This is a genomic window from Scytonema sp. PCC 10023 (genome assembly GCF_963920835.1).
Lineage (GTDB): Bacteria > Cyanobacteriota > Cyanobacteriia > Cyanobacteriales > Nostocaceae > Kalymmatonema.
On sequence record NZ_CAWUDP010000063.1, the window covers coordinates 36,078 to 61,487 of the forward strand.

A 25,410-nucleotide genomic window follows, 5' to 3' on the forward strand; every position below is an offset into this window, starting at 1 on the left:
GTTGATTAATTCTTTTTGTGGTAGATGGCTGAAAACGAAATTTCAAGTTTTCATAACTTTCAGCACTACCCCATTCTATTCAATTTATTCCAAAAGTATGATTGATGAATTTAACAGTTATCAGTTATCAGTTTCATCGCTTAGAGGGGGAAACACCACACCAAGAGCGTGGAAGGCGTTGGTGGCGGGTCGCGCATCCCCCACCATACGCCTGTTCACTGTTCACTGTTCACTGTTCACTGTTTTAAAGCTTTTGCCTGTCGTTGAATCTGGTATGAATTTCTTCAATTCCTTGGCGCATTTCCACAACAATTCTTGGAGAGCGAAGCCTTTGCAAAAAGAACCAGCCACAAGTGAGGAGCAGATATAACAAAAACAGGTGGGGAAACACGTTGTAAGGAGGTTCTGGCACAGGGAACATGGTACTACCAGGAATTCCCACACTACCTAACACAGGAATCATCATGAAGCCGACTGCTAATAAACTGAACACGACATGATGCAGACGCAGTTTTCTCATCTTGTGCAGGTAAACTGGAGCCGCGATCGAAATCAGGATGTAGACTGTCAAAAATCCATAACTACAGATAGCTCCCAAATAACCCATACTCTCGAACAATTTGATGTGAAATAGCGCCATCACCGCCGGAACCAAGAACGTCAGGAACGAACACATCGTTACTGCTACGTGGGGTGTACGGTTGGATGAGTGCGCCGCACCTAAGCGAGAATGAAACAATCCGTGACGCGCCATCATGAAGAAAATTCTGGCAGCCGGATTGATACAACCAAGTACACAGGCAAAGAAACTAAACAGCGCACCAAAGGCAATCAAATCTCCTAAAAATCCCATGCCTATCTGTTGGGAAAGGAAAGCCAATGGTTCCTCTGTCTTGGTGATGGAAACGCCTGCGTCACGAAAACCTAGGACTTCAATATAGCTTGTGCAAAGGAAGAACAAACCAGCCAAAATTGCACTACCCATTACAGATCTAGGGATAGTTCGCAGTGGGTTTTTAGCTTCATCACCCAACGAGGTGGCACTTTCAAACCCAGAAAAGCCAAACATCACCAGCACTAGCCCTGTTGCCACACTACCAGGAGTGACACCTTCTAGGGTTAGTTGTGGCATATCGAGTGCAAAACCTTTGTGCGCCCAGATCAAAAGACATAACAGCGCAATCAGGACTAGGGAAATTCCCTCCATCCACAGCATGGCGATCGCAGACAGTTGGATATCTTTATACGCCGCATACCAAGCAATCCCTGCACCTAATGCCAACAGGGTAATGCTGGAGGGATGGATGCCCAAATGACCAATCAAAATACTGCTGAAGTTGGCAAAACCGCACAACACTGACATCCCTGTAAACAAGTATGCCAGCACCAAACTCCAGCCGCAAATCACACCTGCTGTTGGACCTAGTCCCTTAACAATATACGAGTAAAGTGAGCCAGGCGAAGCTGAACGACTAGCAAAATGGTTGATGTTGATGCTGACAAACACTAGCCCAAGCAAACCGATGAGAAAGCTTAGCCAGGTACCGTTTCCTGACAGTGCTACGATTAAGCCGATGTTGGATGCTGGGATTGTCGTGGGAGCTATGACGGCAAACGATTGCGCTAGTACTTCTCCAAAGGATAGACAGTTTGGCTTTAAGCCATGAGCACTCTGATACGATGATATTTCCTTTTTCATTTTGCTAGTTTTAAAGTTGGGAAAGGCGCATATATAGATAGAAATATGGGGAATGATTAAAGAGCTTTTGAATCAAAGATTTTTGCAACCCAAATCCTAACTTATTTCTTTTAAACAATGAAATGAACTTAGTTGTTATGTTTGGTTTTCTTGGCAAACTAAATCCTACCTTAAGTCTTTTTTTTAATCAAGTCTTTTGACAGATGACAAATCATCTTGCTTTAAAAAAGCGTAATTTACATAAAGTGCATCGGAATACTTCAATTTTGTTTTTTTAGGATAAAAAGTCTTTTTAACTACAAAATATTAGTAACAGATAATACATAAAATCCCAATAGAGTAACTTCAAATTCAGCCCAAGTAAATCATCAAAGTATCTGTATGGCTTGCTCAAGGGAAATTGCAGAGATACGGTAAGCGTAAAAATACTTTATAAAATTAACTTTTTCTTAAGGTTGTAAAAAATCAGTATAGATGGTATTGTAAGCTGTTAATTAGTAAGACAAAGGCGTAAGTTGCAGAGCCATAGTGGCAGTAAGTACGCAGTAAGTACAATGTTGCGAATTCTGCTTATAAGACATAAGCTTAAAAATGTTTTTGTCAATCATTTTGGGTAAAAGTCATGAAAGCTTTCAAATGTATTTTGATGGTGCTAATATTGTTGGCAAATTTAGTTTTTGCTGAGCCTTCTTTGGCAGATGCACCAAAATTTACTAAGAGCACTGAATACAAAGCATTGACTAAAGAGATTAATCAGTTGCGTTCAGTGAAAAATACACAAACGCAACTTGAAGATTTGACGCCAGAGCAAATCGAAACTAGACTCAATGAGCTAGAGTTTCAAAAATACACTATCGAGTCGGGGATCAACTGGGGACAGTGCCGGAATGAAACAGGAAAGACTCTCGCTGTCTACGGACCCCTACCAGAAAATGTTGATGATGATGATTTTCCCTATGGTGCAGGATTGTATTTTCTAGGGAATGGTCAAACAACTCAGAATAACTGGGACTGTCAAGGAGTTTATATACCAAATGATGTTACGGCGATCGCCCTCACCCCTAACGGACAAAATCAAGAATTGACGGGTGGTGCTGTCATTCAGGTGCCGAAAGGAACCAACTTAGTTGTGAGCACAAATCAAGGTACGGGAGCAGTTGAATTCAATGTTCCTGTGACTCCACTGGGAAAAGGTGAGAAGATCAACTGGTATGTACCGAAAGTTTCTCAGGCATTCATAGATACACGAGCCACCAGCGCACCTACAAATCAATCGTAAAGGGGACTGGGGATTGGGGATTAGGGATTGGGGATTGAGTAATAAGGGATTTCCAACAAATAAATTATCCCCTAAGGGAGTACCAAAAAATAAATTATCCATTGTGTAGGGTGGGTTAGGCACATGACAGTTGAGGTTTTCCATACAGGACTAAGTGCGCCGTAACCCACCATTGTTTCTAGGATTAGTACAAATTGGAGATTTTTTAGTTGGAAGTGTGTTCAGCAATTGTGAGTGCTTCCTTGTACAATGAATATCACCAATTGTTGGAGTATAAAGCCATGCCAATGGCGGTTGGAGTCATTGAAACCCAGGGTTTTCCGGCTGTGCTAGCAGCAGCGGACGCAATGGTGAAAGCTGCTGCAGTCACCATTGTCTATTATGGGCTAGCGGAAAGCGCTCGGATGTTAGTCGCCGTTCGGGGACACACTGCTGAGGTGAGAAGAGCAGTTGAGGCGGGTATTGAAGCAGGTAATCAATCTAATGGTGGTCACGTTATCACCCACTACATCGTCCCTAATCCGCCAGAGAATGTAGAAAGTATTCTGCCGATCCATTTCACTCAAAAATCAGAACCGTTCCGAATAATGTGAACAAAAGAATTACGTTGCTCATCATTCACTCCTAAAAAAGTTTTTGCAATACAGCCCTGATACATATGTCGTCGCTGTCTGCGAAGACTCAACTGACGTTAAGAAGCAGCCTCCATATCTTGATGAACGTCGTGAATACGTTCCAAGCGAGGTACGGTAGCAGCCACAGAAACGCAGTTTTCGACGCACGCCAGTAAGCGATCGCGGTGGCAAATACAAATAAGTCAACAAAAATGTCCATGAGTACCGGGACGGCAAGCGTACTTTGCGTTGCGTGTACTACCGGAACCCACGACAGATTTGCGATGAAGTGGATGACGAAGACCACAAGTGCAACTTTGGCAGATGGCTCTTGCCGACGCCGCCATACGTACCACGTCGAGATTCCAAGCATGGGGTATAGTACGAGCCAGATAGCCCAGAAAAACCAGTCGGGTGGATAGATGGGCGGATTAATGACCTGTTGCTCGTATCCACTACCCATTGAATAACCCCACAATGCGGCGAGCATGCCCAATGTCAGAATGCCTATCGCGAAGACGAGAGCCATCCACCAAGGCGATTTTTGACGCTTGGGTTTTGGCTCGTATGGTTCTTTGCACATGATTTTGTGCATAGCGTTTCCTCATCGCAGCATATTGAGTGTAGCGATCGCACCTCCTCAAAAGCTTGACAAGGTTTGCTCAAACTGTGCAGATCTTGCTGAAATCTTACTGCGAATCTCTAAACGTCTTAGGCGTCACACCAACACACTGGCGAAAGACCCTGGTGAAAGAACTATGATTAGTGAAGCCAACTTCAAAGGCAATTTCTGTAATTGTCAATTGACTCTTTAGTAACAACTGTTTTGCTCGATCAATACGACATTGAGTAACGTACTGGTGTGGAGCTATACCCATTGATTGTTTAAATAGACGACAAAAATGATACTGGCTCAAATCCAACACTTTAGCCATGTCTAACAGGCTCGTATCTTGGTGGAAATGGGCATGAATATAATCCAGTACTTTTTTCAATTGGTACTTAGCTAAACCACCGATTGTTTCAGATGACAGCTGTGGTTGCCACACTGAATACTGTTTCAGTAAATGAACAACCAATGCAGTTGCTATCGATTCACCAAACAATGAACCAGTCGGATGTCCCGCTTCTACATCAGCTTTGAGGACAAATCCAATTTGTTGGATAAATGGATCAGTTACAGCAAACTGTGGAATGAGTTCAATTTGCTTAGTCTGAATAGATTCAAACGCCACTTGTTTAAAGAAGTTGGGAGAGAAACCGAGTAAGGAAAATTCGCCTGCTTGCTGCCAACTACCTGCATAACTGACTCCAGATGGAACAAGCAATATCTCATTAGGTCTACAGTAATTGTTCTGGCGCTGACCATTCAATCGATGCTTCGATTCAAGCGAATGCTTAACACTGGTAATGCCAATGAGATGCTGCCCCCACTGGTGTTCTGGACTTTCATGTGCGGGATGGTGAAAGTGGGCGAAAAACATCCCACTCCATCTTGATCGATCACTCGACAGGACAGGATGATGTGTCAAAACAGGGTTAAGCTGTTGGGCCAAATTGACAATCGGTAGCTTGTCCTTGGGAGCCATAGCACAAGAGATGAATAACTATCTCATCTTAACGAGCTAACTTTCAGTATGATTAACTATCCCCTTGCTCTCCACTCAGACAAGCGTTTGCCAAACTCTTCTCCATCCCAATCCTCGACAACGACGCGAGGTAATTTAAAGCGATCGCCTCCGGCACTGTTCCTTGCCCAATCCCACCGCCGTACAGTCCGAGGATACGTTGTGCAAGCACTGGTAAATCCCGCTTCCCGCACTAAAGCTGTTGTTTCCTCTGAGTAGTTGCCGTGGGGATATGCAAAACTCACCACTGGTTGTCCTATAATCTCCTCAAGATGAGTTTTGCTGTGTTGAATTTCTTCCCTCTGTCTGGCGGTAGGTAGAAAAGACAAAAATGGGTGTGTCACAGAATGAGCGCCAATTTCAATCAACCCGCCCTTTGCTAAAGCAGACACTTCCTCTAAATTCACAATGCGGTGATTCTGGCGCAGTATTGGGACAGAACCAGCCCACGCCAGCAGTTCATCCATAACGTTTTGTCGTGCTTCCGGGAGCAAGGGCGATAGCAGCCAGTAAAGTGTGCGGAAAAGAGCATGGCGAGGGGTGGGGTTATCTTCCCCCATTGCTTTCCAAGAACAATATTGCTGATATTGTTCTTCGCTGTAGTTGGCTGCTGTACCTAATTCCCAGCGATGGGTTGTACCGTTAATCTCTAAACACAGAACTTCTGGTAAAGTTCCAGGTTCCAGCAACAACCTAGAGAGTTCATCCGACCAGAAATCACGTTTTTGCTCCATATATCCACTGGTGAGAAACATGGTGGCGGGAATGTCGTAACGCTCTAACACAGGTTTGGCATTATACAAATTATCTGTGTAACCATCATCAAAGGTCACAGCTATCTGCCAATGAGGAGTCTTGCCCTGTTGCAATGTCTGGTTTAATTGCTGTAACGAGACAACTTTGCCAAATTTACGTAACACTTCCATCTGTTGGGCAAAATTGCGGGGACTGACGCAAATTGACCAAGGGTCAGGTTCCAGCTGAATAATGCGGTGGTACATCAAAATCAGACCTCCTGGTGCGAAACGCCCCCGCACGCGTTTAGCCACTCGCTTCAGTTTGCCTACTCCAGGTATTTTCATGGTGTCTGTGGCTTCACCGCCCTGATAGTAATTGTGACTTGATAATTGCGATCGCAGTAGTCTAATTCTTCCCTCTTCAGTTCTTCTGTTGCCAGCCCATAAAGAAATGCAGTAGCAACTAGCACATTTCCATGAGTCTCAATCTGAATATTTTCTTTGGGAAAGAACTCCTCGAACAGCTTCTGTACCGATAAAGCAGTAAAACTCCAACACCAGTAATCAGCCCATTGATAGTCGCCAATGTGACTAATGCCGGGAACTGTCACCAAGGCGACTCCTCCAGGCTTGAGGATGCGGTAGACTGTCTCAACCGCCGCCCGCACATCGTAAATGAGTTGTATTGTATGCGTCAGAATAAAGCAATCAAAGCTATTTGATGGAATATTGTCGCCGGAGGAAAGATCCCCGATGATAGTTGCCTTGGGGTTGCCTTTTGTGACATGAAGGACGTCGCTTTGAGTCAGGCGATTCCCACCAAACTGCCTTGTATAGCCATCATCGCCAATTTCCAACACGCGTCCGCGAATATCATCTTGATAAAGCGTCAGGAAGTTTTCAATATAGTAGCGGTCAACAGGCTGACCTCTATCATAGCCAAACACGTGACTCATGGGCGTAACTCGCCGCAAGCTACCAAAATCCACATATCCCGTAGGGGGGATATATTTATCACGAAGCAATTGCGTTCCTACAAAGCGGTGGATGGAACTGGGTAATTTTTTGCGTGCAATTCGCTTCAGTTTCTTTTGGACTCGCGACAGGAAGTACAACACAGGATGGCGATAGGGGAACGAAGCCTTTTGTAGCCCCTTCCAAAGTTCAGCGTCTTTAACTCCCTGTGCAGTGATGTACTTCTCCAGCCAGTTCAAATAAATTTGATGTGGTCGATTGGGTTTTGAATAATGATACTCTCCTGCTTGCATTGCCTGAGAACAACTAGAATCTGGGTGTTGGCGATACCGATCCCAGCAGTTCCCGTCCACAAACACAGGTGTGTGTAGGCAAATTTTTGCCAGCAACACCTGGTCTTCTAACATATGCTGAATTGAGTCATCGTATCCCCCTACAGCTTCTATGACCTCCTTTCGCGCTAGCAAGCCACAAGTACAAGGTACGATCCCATCAATGTTTAAATACTGAGTCAGCAAGCTTGGCGGATAAAACAAAGTATTCGGCTGAACACCAAGTGGTCTCATATTGTCACGTTGGTAATCTTCCTGTTTTCCTGTCCAACTGTGCCAATGTTGAGTAGGTCCGTAGACCATACCAGTTTCAGGCTGAGACTCCAAAATTGCCACTTGCTGTTCTAGTTTTTGTGGTAAGTAGACATCATCAGCATCTAGAAGAGCAATATACTCGCCTTGAGCTTTGCTGATCCCCAAGTTGCGAGAAGTACTTTTGCCGCGATTTTGGTGACCCTCATGCTCGAGATAATATATTTTTTGTGGGTACAGGGAAGCATACTGCTGGGCGATCGCGCTACTTTTATCAGTTGAACCGTCATCTACTAACAATAGTTCCCAATTTTCATACGATTGAGCGAGTACACTTTCTATTGCTTCTTGGATGAATTTTTCAGCATTTAAGAAGGGAGTAATCACAGAAACTAGAGGCTGATTCTTCATCATTTTCTACAATCTTGTTAATTTTATGAGTTCTAAATATTTAAACTTGAGTACCACCAGATTGCAGATTGTAGAGCTTGGCAAATAATCCATTAAGTTTGAGTAAATACTGGAGATTGCCTTGTTCTATAACCCGTCCTTCTTGCACCACAATAATTTGGTCTGCCTGCTCAATAGTAGATAAACGGTGAGCAATGACAATCACTGTACGATTTTGACTAAAAGAATTAAGAGCTTCCTGAATGAGATTTTCAGATAAACTATCTAAAGCATTAGTCGCTTCATCCAGAATCAAAATCTCTGGTTCACGAACGATCGCACGAGCTAAAGCGATACGCTGCCTTTGTCCTCCTGAGAGCCGAATTCCGCGATCGCCAACTACAGTATCGTAGCCTTCAGGTAATTTACTAATAAATTCATGGGCATTCGCTTTTTTAGCAGCAGCAATAATTTCCGCTTTTGTAGCATCTAATCGACCATAAGCTATGTTTTCCCCCACTGTTGTACTAAATATGTGTACATCTTGACTAACAATCGCAATTCGACTCCGCCAAGAAGATAAATTCAAGCTTTTTAGAGGAAAATTATCAACATAAATCTCTCCCTCTGTAATGTCATAAAAGCGGCAAATCAAGCGAATGAGCGTTGATTTCCCTCCACCTGATGGTCCAACAATTGCGGTTGTTTTACCTTGTGGAATATAAATCGAAACATCCGCAAGTGCAGGTTTTTCTGTGGCGTTGTAGCGAAAATCAACAGACTCAAAAGTGATTCCTCGCTGTAAACCTTGAAACTGAATATCACCAGATTGAATATACTGTTTATCAGAGCGGTTCAAGAAGGACATGACATTCTCTACAGCACCTAATAAACCAAGAAAATTAACACGGTCACTATCTAACCGCCTCACAACTGGCTGGAGGCGATAAAGCATAAAAATAAATGTTAATAAAGTAGAAATATCAGATTTATAATGCAGAGCTATAATTAAAATACAAACTAATAAAGCAACTGATAAAAATTCCGATAGCGGGCCCGTAATTGCGTAGAAGTTAGATAGTTTTATAGAAATAGTACGTAGATGAGTTGATGCCTGCTTAAAACGCTGTAGTTCGTAATCTTCATGACCAAAGGCACGAATCTCTCTCATGCCGTAGAAGCCTTCCATCACCCGGTTAGCAAGTTTGTTATTTGCCTCTACCGCCTGTCTCCCCAAATTTTTTGCCTTGCGTGTCACTTGTTGAATACTCAATGAAATCAGCACCAAGGCAACAGCAACTAACAAACTGAGTTGCCAAGATGTCAGCATGAGCAGAATCACAAACACAAAAACTGTACAGAGACTAATAGCAATATTAACTAATAGAAATATTGCATCGCAGGTTCGCCATGTCTCGACATCTAGCGTATTGAATAATTTCCCTGATTGATGAGAGTCCAAAAAGCTGTAACTCACGCTTAAAAGCTGCTGAAAAACCCTCGATAGTAACTGATGGCTGATATGCCAGTAGAGCCAATAATTGAGAAGCCCGCTAAGATATGAAAGGCAATTTTTCAGCAAAACTAATCCTAGAATACACAGCGGAATAATGAGGAGACGATTGTCCTGGGGAACGTTAATAAATAATCTATTCAAAAAACCTACTAAGAAGTTACCACCTCCTTGCGAGTTTGTTGTATCCAAACTTTGGAGAAAAGGTATAAATAGACTAATTCCTAATCCTTCAGACAAAGAGGCTAAAATGCCTAAAGCGATAGTTGCTGGAATTGCCCAAGGATAAAGTTTCAGCAGTGGCAAGAGACTTTTCATTGCCTTTGCTTCTGTCATTGTCTTTTGCTCTGGTGCAAACATATTGGCAGGAAATCCTCAAGCTTGTTTTATCGTTGTCTTTGGAGTTAATACAGTCTGACAAGTCTGAAAGACTTGAGACCATCTGTGCTGCAAAACTGTATCATACAATTTCTTACTTTCTCGGCTTTCTATATTTATTTGCCCGTTCATATCTGAAATTGCCAGTACTTTAATTCCTTGTTGTTTCTGCTTAAACTGTTGCTTAAAATTCAACCAAGCTTTATGGTCTTTCCAGATTAAAGATGTCACTGGTTTCAATAAAATTTTTATAATACAAGGAATCAACACCCTATATAATCCCGTATTGAGAAGCTGCATAGAATCTTTGGTTATTGCTTTATGCAGCCACATGATACAACTTAAGTTGTTACCGCAAGTGTAGCTTTTATTTGACAAGAATATATAAAAATTACTGGCAGACCATTGATAAATATAATTGGGAATTTCTGGATGTCGTTGCTTCACATCTGCCCAAACTAGTTCATAAGACTTTGCCATTGTCAAATAGTTGGCAGACATACTTCCAACGACTTGACGGTATCCGACTAAGAACTCTGGCACAACTCGGAACTGATAAAATTCAGCAATCCGCAGGTACATATCCCAGTCTTCACAACCTTGAGCATTCTTTTCTCTTAATTTGCAGTTATAATAACCAACTCGCTCGAAACAAGCACGGCGGATCAAAGGTACACTGGCATTTGCCATAAAGTTGGAGTACAACAAAGCTGTGTAAACCTCTCCCTCTACAATTTGACTCTCGAAAAAATCATCAGCTTTGTGGTATTTACCAATCACTGAACCGTGTTCATTTATAAACACTGACCTTGCATAAACTAACCCTACTGATGATTCCGATTCCAACATCAATTTCAGTTGTTTTTCTATTTTTAGAGTATCCCAAATATCATCGGCATCTATCGGTGCAATGTATTCTCCACTAGACTTTTGAATGGCTAAATTACGCGCAGCAGCCACTCCAGCATTTACTTGTTTTAAAAAAATAATTCGGTTGTCTTTTTGGGCAAAAGATTCTACAATTTCAGCAGTTCGGTCTTGGGAGCCATCATCAACAACTAATACCTCAATATTTTTATACGTTTGATAAAGCACAGAATTTAGTGTTTCAACAATAAATTTTTCGGCGTTATATGCAGGAATAATGACTGAAACTAGTGGATGATGAAAATTCATATGCATTAATAGTGAAACAACTAGTATTACGTCAATACCAAATAAATGAATCTGACAATTTCTCTCTACCGTGGCAACTAACCAGACAAAACGAATGAATCCACCAACCACCACTGGCGGCTGGTGGTTCCACTTATAAAAACCAAGCACAAACCCCTGAAAATAACTGCTAAATTGTCGCTTTAATTCCACTCATTTACAGCATAATTATGTTAGGTATTTGAATGACAAAGCTCTACCACTTGACTGAACTATTGCCGAGTGATATTGACTCCTACTAATAGCAGAAATCTAGTTATTGCATCTTTTCATTAATAATATCAAACAAAAATAAAACTTACGCTCATTTATTTGTCAAAATTTTCGCTCTATAAGTAGCAAAATCAATAAATTAGTAAAGTGCGAAATGCATATTAGCTATACTCTTTGGAACTGCTTCTAATCAGAGGAAAATCACCTTAGTGCAAACCAGGTAAAAACACAAAAATCTATCATTCACAGCACTTAATTTTCGTATCATGTGCTGCTTTTTTTTAACTTTTTAGGGATAATAAGTATATACTTATTAAACACTTATTTAGTCTAAAAATTTATGATTTAGATTGTCAAGGATGATAAGATTAAAATTGAGTTAACAACATGCTATTTACGGAGAATTACGTAGATAATTTTGTCTAACAACAACCATACCTATTGCCAAGATTATTCATTTGATAAACTCAGGGGAATGGGAAAGCATTTCTTAGAAGGCTTTTATACTTTGACCAAGAAAGAAGATGTGGGTAGCAACTTAGGAGTCAGAATATTCAAGGCGGTCTCCCTTACCTGCGTTTTAGTCCTGGCAGCTGACAACCAACTATGAAGCAACTTATTGAGCTTATTGAGCTACTTGTACTGCCATCAAAAAAAATATACGCTTACGATGGGTGCAAACACCTTCTATAAACCGACTTCTTCGGTAAGCATACTGACTTGCTTGAGTCGAGTGCTCTTAAAGTTGTACGCTCAGATTTGAAGGGGGAGAGGGGGGAGCGATATCCTTGTCTTACCCGATCTACTTACTTGATTATTAATTTAGGAGATAACCAATGTCACTACAGGCAGTTGGATCGATAGAAACAAAGGGATTTCCTGCCGTGCTTGCAGCGGCAGATGCCATGGTCAAAGCTGGTCGAGTTACCCTCGTAGGTTATATAAGAGTGGGTAGCGCTCGTTTTACAGTTAATATTCGTGGGGATGTATCTGAGGTAAAAACCGCTATGCAAGCTGGTATTGCGGCAGTAGAACAAGTTCATGGCGGTACCTTGGAATCTTGGGTCATTATTCCTCGTCCCCATGAAAACGTCGAAGCCGTTCTGCCTATCGGTTACACAGAACAAGTGCAAGAGTACAGACAAGCGGTGGAAAATCCTATCGTACGCAGGTAGTTGGTAGTTTAGTCAATAGTCGGTAGCTCACAGTCAGAAGGACATGATAACCAACTTTTTTTAATGTTTACTAATGAACGCCAGATACCTAGGTCGGGAAACCCCAACGGGAGAGCCAGTTGCCTGCTGTCGGGAAACCCTCCTGCAGCAGGTTGTCGTCACCTCCTGCAGTACTGGCTCCTAATGACTAATGACTAATTTATGTCTAGTGTCTCGATTATTATCCCCACCCTCAATGAAGCTCAATGTCTCGGACGCACACTACGCCATCTCAGTATACTGGTACCCGCCGCTCGTGAGGTGCTCGTTATAGATGGTGGCAGTTCTGACGAAACTGTCGCTATAGCCCAGAAAGCAGGAGTGAGCGTCATTGTTGCCAAAAAATCTGGACGCGCTGCACAAATGAACCAAGGTGCGGAGGTTGCAACGGGAGAAATCCTCTGCTTTTTGCATGCAGACACCTTGGTTCCAGATGATCTTGTGGCAATCATTGAACAAACACTAGTAGACAAAACTGTTGCTGCTGGAGGTTTTATTTCTTTAATGACAGGTGATCAAATCACGCGTTGGGGAGTGTCACTGCACAACTTTGTAAAAAGTTATTACGCGCCATTGCTTTTTCGCCCACACCTGTTCTTTAAAGGACTGCGTTTGTTATTTGGGGATCAAGTCATTTTTGCACGCCGTGCGGATTTTTGGAAATCTGGGGGTTTTGACAGCAATCTTCCAATTATGGAAGAAGCTGACTTATGCCTGAAGCTGGTGCAGCAGGGGCGAATCCACCTGGTGAACCGCATTGTCCAAAGTAGCGATCGCCGTGTGGCACACTGGGGTTTCCTAAAAGCCACAGCCATATATCTTTATATTGGCTTTCTTTGGGGTTTGGGCGTTTCGCCACAATACCTGAAGCAGTTTTATGAGGATGTTCGGTCTTAACCTAGCTTTTTCAACATCCAGCAGATTATAAGAGTACCCTCATGGGTACTTCTAAATTTTTCGTCGCTTTTTCAAAATAATATAGTATACTGTTGTTTCTCATGTGAAGAGGAATAATATATTTTACATTCACAAAAAAATCAATAAATGATAAAATCTATTGCATTTTCTTATTTCTCACCAATACCATTTTGTTTAATGTCAACACCCCTGCCTAAAGGCGAGGGGCTTCTAGCCTCAAACTTTTAGGATTAGTTGACCAGACTAAGTACTTCGTGTACTACGTTAACGGCAAGTGTTTGAGTTCCTACCTTGGAATGCTTTCGCTAGTTCCAAGCTCTAGAAATCAAGGATTAAACAGATTTAGAGGGTTAAGTCAGTGTCTTTGATATAGTACCGACCGTTAACTTTGTCGAAGCTAACTTAACCGCGAAAGCGAGGCTCTACGGAGCAAAACCGTTGTGCGTACAGAGGGAAAGATTTCAGTTTGTAATTGCCCAAACGAAAGTAGATTGCAAAACTACACGGAATTCAGTACCTCCAAGGCGGCAATGGTTCATAAAGAATGTAAAGCCGTCAAACGAAGGACGGGGTTCCTACCCAAATTTTCGATGATGGATTTGCCAAAGTTCTACAAGTGGTGTGTAAACTCATTCTGACAACAAACCCACCAGAACTCAATTTTTGCCGTGCTGCACTAGTAAGTCTTTCAACCCAGTATTTCCAATGCGGATACAAGCGGATAAAAACCTATAGAAGAAAATCTGCTCCGCGTTTGAACATCGAAATGGTAGTCCCCTAAGACTTAAGTACTTAACACGGTCGTTGTGCGGTCAAACGATAGTGAAGGCGCAATATTTGTTGGCTGAACCGTGACTTGAGTCTGTGAGAGATTTGTAGCCATTGTTTCGCTTTTCCATCCCAAAAGTGCATAAGTTGATTTTGCTTATATCTATATCTATTTAAGAATACACAAAGGTTAGCTTCCAAGCTAAACTGACCTTCAACAAATCGAGTCAAGCAAAATGCATATAATACACTTTTGGTCAAGGGAAAAGCCCAGTTGTCAGCGGCAAGTGAGCATAAATATACGTAAATGCTTAAGTATTAGTATCAAAAATGGCAATACTGTATACTCCCGATAGGGAATTCTAGAGGGTGAAACATACATTGGTAAAACAACGTCTAAACAGGTGAATCAAATTAGCCAGCAGGCATCAGGTGCAAAATGTTAGCTTTTCCTAACCTGTGACCAGAATACCCAGCATCGCCGTACATTTAAGGGAAATCGCTTTTGACCTCGTTAACACAACGTCTCCTAGTTAATAAAAGTTTAAATTTAGGGAGAGTGGCGAGAATCGCTCACAAAGGTTGATTTTCTGTAGTTCTTTGATTGTGTGGATGCATCAAAACTTAGAACTTCCTGCATAAATCTAGTGAGCCAAAACGTAATAAAAGTGGAAACACATCAAATGTCATCATGGACATCATCAAATCAGGTGCAGCTGCTAATGAAAAAATAAACAGGGATAAAAGGGGGTTGTGATGCAAACTTTAAAACAGGGTTTCGAGGAGCGCAATCTCACTATGGTTTTGTCGGCGGAAAAACTGGCGCAATATTGGCAAAAGCAGCTGGCTATGGAATGTCCAGAACAAAGTGTTGCCAATCGCCAAAGTATAGTCAAATGGCTTTTGGGAAGTGATTTAGATCGGTATGAGACACTTAACCCAAAAGAACTGGATATCGCCAAACAAGCGATGGAGTACCGCTACAAGATTTTGCGTCAGCGCTACTTAGGAATTGGCAGAGAACGTGCTTACCGCAACCTGATCACTCGGTTGGGGAGTTTGGTGACATTACGCCATAAAATTCAGACTTGGATTGCCTTGAGTCGCGATCGCTCCCGCACAGTGCTGGATGTGCTGCAAGAAGTGATCCAAGAATTACTCCAAAGTGATAATTACATACAACAACAAATGACTGACATCACTCAATGTACCAGTGATGAGCGATTAAGGAATGCCCTGCTGTTTGCCAGTGTAGAAGAATATTGTTTGCGACCAGTACGCAACCAACCGCTTTTGGTGTATCGTTTTGTAAATTACCTGAGAAGGACTCAACGTGGTGGCTTAACCCAAGTGCCCACCAATGACTTAGTCAGGCTGGTTTCTGAGGAGATTCTCACAGATGACAGCGACAATCGGGTTAACTTAGTCGATACTCAGGCTGTCGCCGAATATCAAGAAGCACAAGCAGCTGAAGAACAACAAGCAGTGCGTCAAAGAGTTCAGCAGGAATTTGAGGATTATTTACAAGAAAATCTTGGGCAAGAAGCTGTAGAGTGGTTGCGGCTTTACCTGCAAGGTAAGTCTCAAGATGAGATTGCCAAAAAATTAAATAAGCCAATCAAGGATGTATACCGACTGCGAGAGAAAATCAGTTACCACGCTGTACGCGTGTTTGCCCTCAAGGGAAAACCAGAACTGGTGGATAGCTGGCTGTCAATTTCCTTAAAAGAACACAACTTGGGGCTAACACCAAAGCAGTGGCAGCAATTGCATGAACAATTGACACCGTTGCAGCGCTCTGTCCTGGAGTTGCGTAAAGCTGGTCATTCCATAGAAGACACAGCTTCCCAGTTAAAACTCAAATCCCATCAGGCAATGGGTGAATGGACTAAAGTCTACCTAGTCGCCCAAGCTTTGAGAAGTGAAGACTAAGGAACTTCTGAAAAGGAAATTGGTAATTGGTCTAAAATTTTAAGTTCATAGTCTACTAACTTTTAGCTGCAAAACTATAGATTTTTGACTATTGACTCACGATTATCCATTACCAATTCCTAAACAATCTCCTAATTATTTGTAGCTTTTTTAACTTTTATTTACCAAAGAAAGGCAGAAGGCAGAAAGAAGAAAAGTTCATTTATGTTTGAAACCAAGTTCTTTGCCTTCTACCAAACGGTATAAAGCCCAATGTATTTATAGACCAAAAGAAATACGTATGCCTGCGCGCCCCGCTACTGAGAACGTACTTCTGCCTTCTTACCTGTTGTGGGATAAACGTTTGAACGTGATTGTTGACACCAATGAGCAATGCTGTGCTTCTAGCCGTGTTGTAGGCAACGCCAGAACTGCTATATCTCAGTGAAAGCGCTGATTTCAATTTTCGATAGATTGTGTTCTAATGGAAACCTACACAGATCTACTTAAGAGGTAGTAACTGAGTAGGAGCAAAATTTGATATTGTACTTTGTCCAAGATTACCGTTGGAAGAACTTAATATTAGCAAATTATTATTCTCAGTTCCTGACTCAATTTTTTGTAAAACTTTGATGCAGAACATACAGATAGAGGTTTTTAGCGAAACTTGCTCACATCCTTGTTAGTTTAGAAGAAAGCTGCGATAAAGCCTCGCAGAATGTTAGGGAAATGCATAACATACCCTTTAGAGATTTAGCAAACGTGAGACAAATAGCGTCCTTAGAAACCACTAAATTTATGGAAAAGCTGTACGATTCGGGTTGAATTAAAAAAGACAATACCAATTACGTAGAATCTCTCATCAATTTCAAACAGTTGCTCAATTTAGCTGGTAAAGTATAAATAAGTGTGAAGTGCTGAGAAAAGAGCAGTTAGCTAGCTTTTTGACTTGCAACTATTGACTATTGTCTATTAACTATTAACTATTAACTAATAATTGATAACTCAGAATTCTTACTTACAACCAAAGATGACTGAAGCAACTGCACCTCGCACTAACACTTACACCAAGCAAACCGCGCCGACAATTCACTATCAGGTGGCAATGCCCAAGCCAGAAACGCACTTATTTGAAGTGACGTTGCGTCTGGTGGGCTACCAATCGCCGATTTTGGATTTGAAATTGCCCGTGTGGACACCAGGCTCCTACCTAGTGCGAGAATATGCCAAGCACTTACAATATTTTGCTGCTTTTACTAACGACAAGCCTTTGTCTTGGCAAAAAATTAGTAAAAATCATTGGCAAGTAGAAACAAAGGATGTTTCACAAATAACTATACATTACCGCATATTTGCCAATGAGCTATCAGTGCGAACAAATCACTTGGACTCTAGCCACGGCTATTTTAATGGTGCGGCATTGTTTTTTAGAATACCTGGTTGGGAGGGGCAATCAGTTCAAGTAACTGTTGTACCGCCACACCCAGAATGGCAGGTCACTACAGCATTACCACTAGTTCCACACAAAGCAAACACTTTTTGTGCTTCAGATTTTGACACCCTTGTAGATAGTCCCTTTGAGATTGGTCTCCAGCAGTTACATCACTTTGAGGTCTTGGGAAAACCCCATGAACTGGCAATCTGGGGAAAAGGCAATTATCAAGTGCAGCAGATGATTGCTGATATTAAGAAAATTATCGAAGTAGAAGCACGAATGTTTGGTGGGTTGCCATACCAACGATATGTGTTTCTGTTGCATTTATTTGCTCAAGCTTATGGTGGTTTGGAGCATAAAGACTGCTGCTCGCTCATCTATCAGCGGTATGGTTTTCGCGATCGCGAAAAGTACGAGCGCTTTTTGCAATTGGTCGCACACGAATTCTTTCACTTGTGGAATGTGAAACGTATTCGCCCCAAAGCGTTTGAAGTTTTTGATTACGACCAAGAAAACTATACATCATCCCTGTGGTTTTGTGAGGGGACGACAAGTTACTACGATTTGCTGCTCCCCTGGCGGGCGGGAATTTATGACGCAAAGTCATTCTTGAATAATTTGAGTAAGGACATTAGTCGGTATGAAACGACACCAGGACGGAAGGTACAACCGCTTTCGGAGTCGAGTTTTGATGCCTGGATTAAACTGTATCGTCAGGATGCCAATAGCGGCAATAACCAAATTTCCTACTATTTAAAAGGCGAAGTCGTGTCGTTGTTGCTAGATTTGCTGATTCGTTCGCGACACAAAAATGAGCGATCGCTTGACGATGTCATGGTAAAAATGTGGCATCAATTTGGCAAAGATGAAATTGGTTACACTCCAGAACAGTTGCAGGAAGTCATTGAGTTGATTGCTGGTGTGGATTTGACTGATTTCTTCAAACGCTATATTGATGGGACTGAAGATTTGCCTTTCAACGAATACCTGGAACCATTTGGCTTGCAATTGGCTGCGGAAAAAGACGAAGAACCTTACTTAGGCGTCAAGGTTCATAGTGAAAATGGAAGGGAGATTATTAAGTTTGTTGAAGCTGGTTCACCCGCACAATTTGCCGGAATTGACCCAGGAGATGAATTGCTGGCTATTGATGGTTTGCGGTTAGCCGCAAATGGGTTAGGCGATCGCCTCAAAGATTACCAACCCAAGGACATCATTCAGGTGACAATTTTCCATCAAGACGAACTCTGCACTCTCAACGTCACCCTGGCTTCCCCACGTTTAACTAAGTATCAAATAAAACCAGTAGAAAAGCCTTCTGCTGCACAAAAAGAAAACTTTGCTGGATGGTTAGGTGTGCCTTTAACAACCCTACGCTAACAATTCGTCATTGATAATTCGTAATTCGTATGACCAATGAAATTACGAATTACGAATTACGAATTACGAATTAAAGCCGTACACAGGTAAGATTGAGATAAGGCAGACACTTCATCAACGGAGGACAAGGATGGAAAAATATATATGCAACGTCTGCGGCTACGAATATGACCCAGAAGTGGGCGATCCAGATGGGGGAGTAGAACCTGGGACACCCTTTGAGAACATACCAGACGATTGGGTGTGTCCTGTATGCGGGGCGGGAAAAGACCAATTTCAACCGGAAGAATAATTAACAAGAACTCAGTAGTTAGAATTCAGTAGTCAGAATGCATCCCCTAAATTTATTTATGGGATGTTTCGTTAACTATTGTAAATTCTTAACTCTGGGTTCTGCGTTCTGAGTACTATTGTCCTGGTATTGTAATACTCCTTCAAAATGCTCAACCGTTGGAAATGGATCGTAGAAATGGTGAAGTAACTGCTTCCATTGATCATATTCAGGTGATCTACGAAACCCAGTAGTATGGTCTTCTAAGGTTTGCCACCGGACAAGAAGTAAATAGCGGTTTGGGACTTCGATGCAGCGGTGGAGTTCATGAGATATGTATCCTCTGATCGAAGCAATGATCGCAGATGCTTTGGTGAAAGCGGCTTCAAACTCGCTTTCCATTGGGCTGCGAACATTAAGGATTGCAACTTCTAAAATCATCTTACCGAAAATTTGGGTTTAAAGCCCCGTCCTTCTAGGACGGCTTTTTATTGCCTATCTATTTTAAGAAACGCCCAGGCATTTCTTAAAAAGACTGTATAATGGAAATAGGAGGTGATGCAAGTGTTTAGTCTAACCTACGAGTTTAAACTCAAGCCAACGCCCAAACAAGCGGTTATTTTCACAGACTGGCTTGAGGAATGTAGACGTGTATATAACTACGCTTTAGCAGAGCGCAAAGACTGGTTTAAATCTCGTAGCTGTCAGATAAACGCTTGTTCACTGAAATCTCAATACATCATCCCGGCAGACGCTAAACGTCCAACGTATGCTAATCAATGTAAGGCGTTAACGGCTTATCGAAAGACTAGCCCAAATCTACAACGTGTACAATCTCAAGTCCTACAGCAAACATTAAGACGACTTGAACAAGCATTTGTCAGTATGTGGGAACAAAGTCATGGATTCCCTCGCTTTAAAAAGCCGGGGACTATGCGCTCTTTTGTTTTTCCTCAACTGAGTAAAGATGCGGTTACTGACTGCGGTATTAAGTTGCCAGTTATCGGGCTAGTTAAATTTCGCCAATCACGAGAAATTCTGGGTGATGCCGAAGTTAAGCAAGCACGAATAGTCCGTCGTGCGAGTGGTTGGTTTGTCATACTGACATTGCAATGGAACGTTCAAGTTCCTGATGTAATGCCGCACGGTGAGGGGATTGGTGTTGATGTAGGAATTAATCACTTTGCAGCGGTTTCAAACGGCAAATTATTCCCTAATCCACGACCTTCAAGAGCGCTCGAACGCAAGCTTAAATTGCTGCAACAGAGTGTATCAAGGAAGGTTAAGGGGTCGAATAATCGTAAAAAAGCGCAAGCAAAGGTGAGTAAATTGCATGAGCGAATTGGCAATGTCAGGAAGGATTATCACTGGTTCTTAGCTCACAATCTTTGCGATTGGGCAGGTATGATATTTGTCGAAGACTTGAACCTCAAGGGGCTAGCGCGGGGCTTTTTAGGGAAGCACTGCTTGGATGCTGGTTGGGGACAGTTTTTTCAAATACTAGAGCAGTGTTGCCGCAAACGCGGTGTATTCTTCCTGAAAGTTGACAGCAAAAAAACAAGCCAGATATGCCCAAATTGTTTAACCGAGACGGGCAAGAAACAATTGTCTGAGCGTGTCCACTCATGCGAACATTGCGGCTATACAACTGATAGAGATGTTGCAGCCGCTCAAGTAGTTCTCATTCGAGGGCTTGCAGCCGTGGAACACACGGGTCTTGCATGCTTTCGGAGGGTAAAGCGGTTGCGCTCCCCGTGATGAAAGAATCTCCGTCCTTATAGGACGGAGAGTGTCAACAATCCCTCGACCTTGGTAAGCAGGGTCAACAATGAACCAACGCAGCCTGGCTCCATCAGTATGGTCACTGCTGCCAGCATCTCCTACTATAGCGACAGACCCAATGAGACGATTATCTGCGATCGCCGTAACTAAGAGGTCATGCTCCGTATTGTACTGCTCACAAAAATCACAGAATTCACGAGCGACGATGATTTCCCAATCTGCACCTACACCCCAACACTGACTGTAGTAGAGTCCGTGTAGCTCGGTGATGCGTCCAATACAGCCAGGTTGATATCCTTCAGCGTAAATTGTATTGCTGTCAGTTAACATACTTAGTTTCCTTAGTAATAATGTCAGCTACGATACGGTTCGCTACGCTCCCAAAGTTGCTCAAATGCCAAGTTGATCATCGCTACCATGCCAGTGTGCCTAATAGCAAGAGCGGTGAAGCTAGGCGGACTACCGACTGGATCTTGCATGGAAAGGAGTACAATATCGTCGTCGAATGCCTGCATTTTGATGGGCAATTCTGGAATGAAACGGATTTGTTGACCCCATTCAGCAAAGGTGGTAAGCCAGACGCGAAGTTCTTCGTCTTCAAGGGCAGACTTTTCGTAGATGGCGCGGTACGTCACTCCACGCAAAAGCGGCTCACGAATAAAACGCCAATTCTGCTCCTTGGTAAGGATAAGTGGACGCTTGATGCAGGAATTAACGCGGGTACGTACTGTTTGCGCCAATGCGAGTGCTTTGCTAGCAATTCTTGATGGATTACCAAGTACGTCGATATACTCCAAGGGGTCATTTTGCCCGCGCCCAACTTGATAAACGGGAGACAAATCCGAAATCAGCTCTTTTGTGCGAGCAACCATCTGTAGGCGATCGCGCTCCAAAGCCTCTGCACGCTCTATACTGAGCGCTTCTAGGGCTAAATCGGGAGCAATGGCGAAATACGAGCGTGGCGAGGTGTCTTTGGAGATACATAACCCCTTTTCTTCAAGAGATTCCAGGACATCGTAAATGCGTTGCCGTGGAATCTTCGCACGCGCCGCCAGTTCTGTAGGAGTGAAGCTGTTTCGCCCTAGCAATGCTAGGTACGCCGTAGCTTCATATCCAGTCAAACCCAGTTCATTAAGTAGTGCAATTTGCTTTTCCACCACTGCTAAATACTTATTGCGATCGCCACTTGTTTGTGTCACCACAAACAAGTGGTGTCATGATTAGCTTATCATCACTATGGAGTGGTGTCAAAACGATAGCTACAACTTAAGCAGGATGATCCTCATGTTGTGACCAAAAAAGAACTCAGAACACAGTTGTCAGAATTCAGAATTACAGCTATTTTCAGGTAAATAGACCACATTTGCCGTAGGGGCACAGCATTGCTGTGCCCTTACAGTGTGGTTCAAATACGTGAAAACTGCTGTAAGTTGATACCAATGAGGCTAGCCGTGCCCCTACAGAGTGGTTTATTTAGTTGAAAAGCGCTGTAATTAGAAACACAGGTGATATCCTTACAATTGTGTACAATGCTTAATTGAAGTACAGATTACAAGCCCCTAATTTTAATTAGGGAGACAAGAAAAATTCTTTCTTTATTAAATCCCCCGGATAGAGACCGTGGGGACTAAGGTGTGTTCAGCCAGCCCTACGTGTATTTCAAAAATCTGCGGAGGAGTCCTATAGGGCGAATACTTAAAGTAAGACTTCGGAGTCGTTTTGTGAGATGAAAAGAATTGAAGTTGAAAAAAGAACGATTTTGATTGGGTTAGCAGGTAGCCACGGCTATGGGTTAAATAGACCTGATTCAGACTATGATTATCGAGGCGTATTTATCGCACCCAAAAGGTATTATTTGGGATTTGACCATATTGAACAAAAAGATGATGGCTGGCATGAACTAGGAATGTTTCCGTTTCTAGATGGAAACAAAGACACAGTAATATACGAATTAAAAAAGATTATTCAGTTATTATCTGGGGCAAATCCTAATGTTTTAGAATTGCTATGGTTAAATGAATATCCTGTTTTAACCCCAGTAGGACAGAATTTAATTAACCACAGACAAATATTTTTTAGCAAGAAGATAAAGCATACTTACTCTGGTTATGCCTTTGCCCAAATCAAAAAAATCGAAACTCATCGTAAGTGGTTGTTAAATCCACCGCAAAAGAAACCAATTCCATCTGATTTTGATATAGAAGATGAAGCACCACTTACAAAAGATGAACTCAATGCTTTTCTAGAATATCTTTATCACTTAATTAGAGGAAAAATTGAGTTTTTAGAAGAAGCAGAGCAATTATATAAGCTGCTCACAGCGGATATAGATTTTAAGGGGGTGCTTAAACAGTATTCTTTACCTGATGAAACTTTAGAATACACACAAGAATTAACAAATAGTCGTAAAGATTTTATTCGGCTACTGAAAAAAAGTCAAACCTATCAAATAGCTTTAAGAGAATGGAAAGCATATTTATCATGGCAGGAAAACAGAAACCCAGCTCGGGCAGAAATGGAGAGAAAATCAGGTTTTGACCTTAAGCATGGGATGCACTGCGTTAGGTTACTACGCAGTGGACTAGAAATATTGCGAACAGGAGAAGTGATTGTAGATAGAAGGGTGGCTGGTGACGCAGAAGACTTGAAAGCTATCCTCAAGGGCGATTATTCTTATGAACAAGTGATGAAAATGGCAGAGGAGTTAGTTGCTGAAATGGAAAAGGTGTACCAAAACTCATCCTTGCCCGATAGACCTGATTTAGAGCAAATCAATGAATTATGTATGGAACTGGTGGAAATGCAAGGATGGTAAGCAAAAAGAAAAGAGTAAAGACACAAGAGTGAAGAAATTCTTTTATTTTTCATCTTCTATTTTTCATCTTCTATCTTCTATCTTTTCACTCGTTAGAGACTTTGAAATACATGGACAAAACCATAAACACTGATGCTGAGAAAAAATACTGCTGCTAATTGGTTCACTCGCATATCAGGTGAGGGAGCAATGGCTTCTCGTACCAAGATTGAAATAGATGCCCCAACTACGAAGCTCCAACCAAGTATCATATAAGGTATCGCTAGCGTAAAATTCCAAACAATCAGCATTGCAATTGCTAGCAGTACCATCAGCATCTCTACAAACCGAGGCGGGTTGTATTGGCTGGATAAAACAAAAGCGTTGAACCAAAAGTGCCAAAATCTCATAATTAACTGCTAAGTGCTGAAAAATAAAGAAGATAAAAGAAAGAAGATAAAAGAATTTCTTTTCTCTTCATTCTTCACTCTTCATTCTTAACTTTTAACTCCTAACTTTTGTCCTGTACCGTTTTTTTGTGTTGTCTCTTCTGGTAGTTCTACACCAAAGACGCGGCTAAAAACTTTTTCTACTTTATATCCAGAATCAATTGACTCTAAGGGGTCTTTGCGTAATCTGTGACGCAGACATAAAGTAATGACACGGCGGATGTCATCAAGTGTGACTTCGGTACGTCCTTCAAATGCAGTTAAGGCTTTGGCGGCGCGGTTAGTTACAATGTCTCCCCGCAAGCCATCCACATCAAGTTCAGAGCAAACTTCGGAAATTTTTACTCGCAAGTCGTAATCAATTGTCACAGAAGGTAACAACTTTTGAGCGTTGACAATTTTCTGTTGTAGTGCTTCCTGCTCTTGTTTGTAGTTTTCCAGAAATGCTGGCGGATTTTGGTCGAATTCTGACCTTTGCTCAACGATTTGCACGCGCAAAGCTGGTTCCTTAACTGTATGGATTTCCGCGTGCATTCCAAATCTATCTAAGAGTTGGGGGCGTAGTTCTCCTTCTTCTGGGTTACCAGAACCTACAAGAACAAAACGCGCTGGGTGACGTATGGAAATACCTTCCCTTTCTACTGTGTTCCAACCACTTGCGGCGGAGTCGAGAAGCACGTCTACTAAATGATCATCTAGTAAGTTAACTTCATCTACATAAAGGATACCTCGGTTAGCTTTTGCCAGTAGTCCCGGTTCAAAGGCTTTGACACCTTCTGATAAAGCTTTTTCGATATCAATTGTGCCGCAAACTCGGTCTTCTGTCGCTCCCAGCGGCAAATCGACCATTTGGACTTTTTTCTGAACTATGGGAATATCCGCCCCTTGCTCTAGCTGTTGGCGGACTTCATCGCTCATTAAGTCGGGATCGCTGGGGTCGCTATTGAAGGCGTCATTAGCAACGACGGGGATTTCTGGGAGCAAATCAGCCAGCGCCCGGATAGTTGTGGATTTTCCGGTACCGCGATCGCCCATTATCATCACACCGCCAATTTTGGGGTCAATCACGTTTAATAGTAGAGCCAGTTTCATTTCTTCCTGACCCACAATTGCTGTAAATGGAAATACCACGCGACGCGCAGCAGCGGTAGCCTGAGCAGTTGGACTCACTAAATTACCTTATCTATATTTTTCTTATTACCGTCTTTATTGTGCCATAGGTGGGGAGCGGGGGATGAGGGGGATGAGGGGGATGAGGGGGAT

General features: G+C 42.3%; 22 protein-coding genes and 1 pseudogene. 10 read left to right on the forward strand and 13 right to left on the reverse strand.

Annotated features, from left to right (window positions below; all coding sequences use genetic code 11):
* Positions 1-244 precede the first annotated feature (244 nt).
* A complete protein-coding gene (locus tag ACM0OZ_RS31160; protein WP_414586701.1) occupies positions 245-1,699 on the reverse strand; it encodes an APC family permease in 1,455 nt (484 codons plus the stop codon).
* 622 nt (positions 1,700-2,321) lie between these two features.
* On the opposite strand from ACM0OZ_RS31160, the gene ACM0OZ_RS31165 reads away from it, so the two are divergent.
* Together ACM0OZ_RS31165 and ACM0OZ_RS31170 are read left to right on the forward strand one after the other, a co-directional pair.
* Positions 2,322-2,978 carry a hypothetical protein gene (locus ACM0OZ_RS31165; protein WP_414586702.1) on the forward strand — a complete coding sequence of 219 codons (657 nt, stop codon included), beginning with the start codon at positions 2,322-2,324 and terminating at the stop codon, positions 2,976-2,978.
* Positions 2,979-3,259: 281 nt separating this feature from the next.
* Positions 3,260-3,571: a BMC domain-containing protein gene (locus ACM0OZ_RS31170; protein WP_414586722.1), complete on the forward strand. Its 312-nt coding sequence runs from the start codon at positions 3,260-3,262 to the stop codon at positions 3,569-3,571.
* Between the two features lie 88 nt (positions 3,572-3,659).
* Here the strand turns inward: ACM0OZ_RS31170 and ACM0OZ_RS31175 are convergent, their stop codons facing one another.
* The 7 genes from ACM0OZ_RS31175 to ACM0OZ_RS31205 form a co-directional block, all read right to left on the reverse strand.
* Positions 3,660-4,121 (reverse strand): TspO/MBR family protein, encoded by a 462-nt coding sequence (locus ACM0OZ_RS31175; protein WP_414586723.1) that lies wholly within the window; start codon positions 4,119-4,121, stop codon positions 3,660-3,662.
* The gene (locus ACM0OZ_RS31180; RefSeq protein ID WP_414586725.1) at positions 4,048-4,200 is read right to left on the reverse strand and encodes a hypothetical protein; all 153 of its coding nucleotides are present in this window, start codon (positions 4,198-4,200) and stop codon (positions 4,048-4,050) included. The genes ACM0OZ_RS31175 and ACM0OZ_RS31180 overlap by 74 nt, the downstream gene beginning before the upstream one ends.
* Positions 4,201-4,281: 81 nt before the next feature.
* A complete protein-coding gene (locus tag ACM0OZ_RS31185) occupies positions 4,282-5,181 on the reverse strand; it encodes a helix-turn-helix domain-containing protein (protein WP_414586703.1) in 900 nt (299 codons plus the stop codon).
* Between the two features lie 56 nt (positions 5,182-5,237).
* Positions 5,238-6,302, reverse strand: coding sequence for a polysaccharide deacetylase family protein (locus tag ACM0OZ_RS31190; protein ID WP_414586704.1), 1,065 nt, complete (start codon positions 6,300-6,302; stop codon positions 5,238-5,240).
* Positions 6,299-7,930: a glycosyltransferase gene (locus ACM0OZ_RS31195; RefSeq protein WP_414586705.1), complete on the reverse strand. Its 1,632-nt coding sequence runs from the start codon at positions 7,928-7,930 to the stop codon at positions 6,299-6,301. Before ACM0OZ_RS31195 ends, ACM0OZ_RS31190 begins: the two co-directional genes overlap by 4 nt.
* A 37-nt stretch (positions 7,931-7,967) precedes the next feature.
* Positions 7,968-9,779, reverse strand: coding sequence for an ABC transporter ATP-binding protein (locus tag ACM0OZ_RS31200; RefSeq protein WP_414586706.1), 1,812 nt, complete (start codon positions 9,777-9,779; stop codon positions 7,968-7,970).
* A 15-nt stretch (positions 9,780-9,794) separates the two neighbouring features.
* Positions 9,795-11,165 carry a glycosyltransferase family 2 protein gene (locus ACM0OZ_RS31205; protein ID WP_414586707.1) on the reverse strand — a complete coding sequence of 457 codons (1,371 nt, stop codon included), beginning with the start codon at positions 11,163-11,165 and terminating at the stop codon, positions 9,795-9,797.
* Between the two features lie 896 nt (positions 11,166-12,061).
* Between ACM0OZ_RS31205 and ACM0OZ_RS31210 the strand changes: the two genes are divergently transcribed.
* From ACM0OZ_RS31210 to rd, 6 genes are all read left to right on the forward strand, one after another.
* Positions 12,062-12,400, forward strand: a complete 339-nt coding sequence (locus ACM0OZ_RS31210; protein WP_041038399.1) for a carbon dioxide-concentrating mechanism protein CcmK — start codon at positions 12,062-12,064, stop codon at positions 12,398-12,400.
* 201 nt (positions 12,401-12,601) lie between these two features.
* On the forward strand, positions 12,602-13,336 hold the full coding sequence (locus ACM0OZ_RS31215; protein ID WP_096562676.1) for a TIGR04283 family arsenosugar biosynthesis glycosyltransferase: 735 nt from the start codon (positions 12,602-12,604) through the stop codon (positions 13,334-13,336).
* 1,545 nt (positions 13,337-14,881) lie between these two features.
* The gene (locus ACM0OZ_RS31220) at positions 14,882-16,057 is read left to right on the forward strand and encodes a HetZ-related protein 2 (protein WP_414586708.1); all 1,176 of its coding nucleotides are present in this window, start codon (positions 14,882-14,884) and stop codon (positions 16,055-16,057) included.
* A 280-nt stretch (positions 16,058-16,337) separates the two neighbouring features.
* Positions 16,338-16,484 (forward strand): hypothetical protein, encoded by a 147-nt coding sequence (locus tag ACM0OZ_RS31225; RefSeq protein WP_414586709.1) that lies wholly within the window; start codon positions 16,338-16,340, stop codon positions 16,482-16,484.
* A gap of 582 nt (positions 16,485-17,066) precedes the next feature.
* The gene (locus ACM0OZ_RS31230; RefSeq protein ID WP_414586710.1) at positions 17,067-18,851 is read left to right on the forward strand and encodes a M61 family metallopeptidase; all 1,785 of its coding nucleotides are present in this window, start codon (positions 17,067-17,069) and stop codon (positions 18,849-18,851) included.
* Between the two features lie 130 nt (positions 18,852-18,981).
* Positions 18,982-19,143: a rubredoxin gene (gene rd, locus ACM0OZ_RS31235; RefSeq protein ID WP_414586711.1), complete on the forward strand. Its 162-nt coding sequence runs from the start codon at positions 18,982-18,984 to the stop codon at positions 19,141-19,143.
* Positions 19,144-19,218: 75 nt separating this feature from the next.
* Here the strand turns inward: rd and ACM0OZ_RS31240 are convergent, their stop codons facing one another.
* Positions 19,219-19,563 (reverse strand): antibiotic biosynthesis monooxygenase family protein, encoded by a 345-nt coding sequence (locus ACM0OZ_RS31240; RefSeq protein WP_414586712.1) that lies wholly within the window; start codon positions 19,561-19,563, stop codon positions 19,219-19,221.
* Between the two features lie 123 nt (positions 19,564-19,686).
* Between ACM0OZ_RS31240 and ACM0OZ_RS31245 the strand changes: the two genes are divergently transcribed.
* A complete protein-coding gene (locus ACM0OZ_RS31245; RefSeq protein ID WP_414586713.1) occupies positions 19,687-20,880 on the forward strand; it encodes an RNA-guided endonuclease InsQ/TnpB family protein in 1,194 nt (397 codons plus the stop codon).
* Positions 20,881-20,979: 99 nt separating this feature from the next.
* Here ACM0OZ_RS31245 and ACM0OZ_RS31250 read toward each other — a convergent pair.
* Together ACM0OZ_RS31250 and ACM0OZ_RS31255 are read right to left on the reverse strand one after the other, a co-directional pair.
* Positions 20,980-21,234 (reverse strand): annotated as a pseudogene (locus tag ACM0OZ_RS31250) (GNAT family N-acetyltransferase); the annotation flags it as partial.
* 23 nt (positions 21,235-21,257) lie between these two features.
* Positions 21,258-22,103, reverse strand: coding sequence for a TrmB family transcriptional regulator (locus ACM0OZ_RS31255; protein WP_414586714.1), 846 nt, complete (start codon positions 22,101-22,103; stop codon positions 21,258-21,260).
* 527 nt (positions 22,104-22,630) lie between these two features.
* Here ACM0OZ_RS31255 and ACM0OZ_RS31260 point away from each other — a divergent pair.
* Positions 22,631-23,719, forward strand: a complete 1,089-nt coding sequence (locus ACM0OZ_RS31260) for a DNA polymerase beta superfamily protein (protein ID WP_414586715.1) — start codon at positions 22,631-22,633, stop codon at positions 23,717-23,719.
* Between the two features lie 92 nt (positions 23,720-23,811).
* On the opposite strand, the gene ACM0OZ_RS31265 is transcribed toward ACM0OZ_RS31260, so the two are convergent.
* Positions 23,812-24,108 carry a hypothetical protein gene (locus ACM0OZ_RS31265; RefSeq protein ID WP_414586716.1) on the reverse strand — a complete coding sequence of 99 codons (297 nt, stop codon included), beginning with the start codon at positions 24,106-24,108 and terminating at the stop codon, positions 23,812-23,814.
* 87 nt (positions 24,109-24,195) lie between these two features.
* Positions 24,196-25,317, reverse strand: coding sequence for a magnesium chelatase ATPase subunit I (gene bchI / locus ACM0OZ_RS31270; protein ID WP_414586717.1), 1,122 nt, complete (start codon positions 25,315-25,317; stop codon positions 24,196-24,198).
* Positions 25,318-25,410 lie beyond the last annotated feature (93 nt).